General features: G+C 30.5%; 2 protein-coding genes. One reads left to right on the top strand and one right to left on the bottom strand.

Going from position 1 to position 2158, the window contains the following annotated elements; all coding sequences use genetic code 11:
* Positions 1–927: tetratricopeptide repeat protein (locus KO504_RS06590; RefSeq protein WP_354667388.1), on the top strand; the 927-nt coding region annotated here is incomplete at its 5' end.
* A 45-nt stretch (positions 928–972) separates the two neighbouring features.
* On the opposite strand, the gene KO504_RS06585 is transcribed toward KO504_RS06590, so the two are convergent.
* Entirely contained in the window at positions 973–1944 is a 972-nt protein-coding gene (locus KO504_RS06585; RefSeq protein ID WP_215925545.1) for an IS110 family transposase, read from the bottom strand.
* Between the last annotated feature and the right edge of the window lie 214 nt (positions 1945–2158).

Below are 2158 nucleotides of genomic sequence, written 5' to 3'. Positions count from 1 at the left end.
CCATACACAAACACGTTGCTAGTAATTATGAAGAACCGATTCTTTTTATTGATTACATTATTATCTCTATTCTCATGTATTTCTAATCAAAATACAGAAATAAATGCAATAATTGATTCTGCAAGTAAATCACTAAAGGACGGTCATCCAACAGTCGCAGTTAATTCCTTGGAGGAAGCAATAATTAAATTCCCTCAGAATACAGAAATTCTTTATGAATTATATTTTATTTATAATGATCACATAAAGGATACAAATAAAGCCAATGGTTATTTAAAGCAATATTGTTTAATAAAAAATTCATCAAGCTGCTACAATCAATTAGCTTATACCTATGAGCTTCTTAACAATATCGATTCTGCTGTAGTATCATACAAAAAGTCAATAAAATTAGATACTTTGAATCCAATACCTCATTTAGAATTAGGTGTTATTTATAAAAAGTATTTCCAAAATAAAAAACTAGCTCTATCTCATTATTTAAAATCTTATGAACTAAATCTTATTAAAGACTATCCAGAAAAGGAGTTACAATTTTACAATAACGATTTCAGTACAATTCTTTATAATATTGGAAATACATATTACTTCCTTGGACAATACAATGAATCTAATCAATATTTATTCGAAGGCCTAAAATATAAGGTTGATAAAGTTATAATGTTAAATTCAATAGCAAATAACTATATGCGCCTAGAAAGACCTGAAGAAGCTTTAAAGTACTACGACAAGACCTTAAATGCGGATAGTACATATGTTTATGCTATAAATGGTAAGGGAAATGCGCTTCACACGATAGGAGAAACTGATAAAGCTTGCGAATATTGGAGTTTGGCTTTAAAAAAGGGGTATAACTATCAAGAAAAGTGGTTAGAGGAATATGCAATTATTGACCCGAATTTATTAATTGAAGAGAATTGTAAATAACTACTAGCAACAAAGTACTGTGGTAAAAAACAAGTAAAAAAACCATTAATTTTTGACCAAAGTACTTTTATAGTTTTCATCAAATATTAATCCAGATTTAGCTATTGCAAAGGCCTGTTTTAATAACTTATTACACACTGCAATCAATGCTAATTTTTTACTTTTTCCCTTAGCTACAATTCGCTCATAAAGATCTCGACAAGCTTTGTTGTATTTGCATGCATTAAAACTACACATAAATAATAAATTCCGTAGCTTTTGATTCCCCATTTTACTGATTCGTGGTCGTCCTTTTACACTGCTTCCACTTTGCCGAATCACTGGTGTAAGTCCTGCGTAACTACAAAGCTCACTTGCGCTTGTAAAACGATCAAAACCACCTGTTAAAACCACTAGCATAATAGCTGTTTTTGGACCTATACCTGGAATGGTTTTTAAACGAGTAAACAAATCTTGATGTGTTTGTTTTACTAAAACTAATAGCGCATCCTCCAACGTTTTTATCGCTTTTGTTATTTGTCTTAAACTACATTTTAAAGACCTAACAACAAGCTTACTTGGATTTCCTAAAACAGCTTCACCATGTAACTTGTTTTTTAGCATAGTGCTTTGTTTTATATACACAGAGAGCATTCTGACGATTTGAAGACATTCTATTTCTTCCTTTGAATTTCCTTTCCATAGCTTTAATTCTACTTGCTCTGCGTAAGCACAAATAAGTTTTGAATCGCTCTTATCGGTCTTAACTTTTGATAATCCCATCTGTATAAATCGTTTCACAGACAATGGATTTTCTACCGAAACTTTTATACCAGACTCTAGCAAATGATACGCTAACTGATAATGGTAGTAACCTGTAGCTTCCATAACACAATGACTCTTAATATTTAAAAGTTTTGAAAACTTTTTGAACCCAAACTCATTGTTTTTAAACTGGTAATAATTACCTGAAGAATCCGTAACATCAAAAACATGATGGCTAATGTCAATTCCAAAATATTTAATATCTTTATTCATAACAAAATGTTTTTTTTGAAAGGACAATCTACGCGAGTTTCAACGACTTAAAATCGAGGTCTAAAAGCCTCATATAACTGTACGAAATCTGTGTAGAAAAGAGAGGGGATTTTCAATGTTGACGAAGTCTAAAGCTTCTGCGTATATATTAACCTTATTCCTCTCTTTTGTCTTTTCTGTTTATAACTCTAAATTAATAAATTGTAAACTTAAG

This window comes from Winogradskyella psychrotolerans (assembly GCF_018860565.1).
Taxonomy (GTDB): Bacteria; Bacteroidota; Bacteroidia; order Flavobacteriales; family Flavobacteriaceae; genus Winogradskyella; species Winogradskyella damuponensis.
This window is presented reverse-complemented; position numbering and strand designations above follow the sequence as displayed.

Bases quoted from the DNA above. Each gene is read 5' to 3' on its own strand.
- KO504_RS06585 (WP_215925545.1), bottom strand. From the start codon at position 1,944: ATGAATAAAGATATTAAATATTTTGGAATTGACATTAGCCATCATGTT.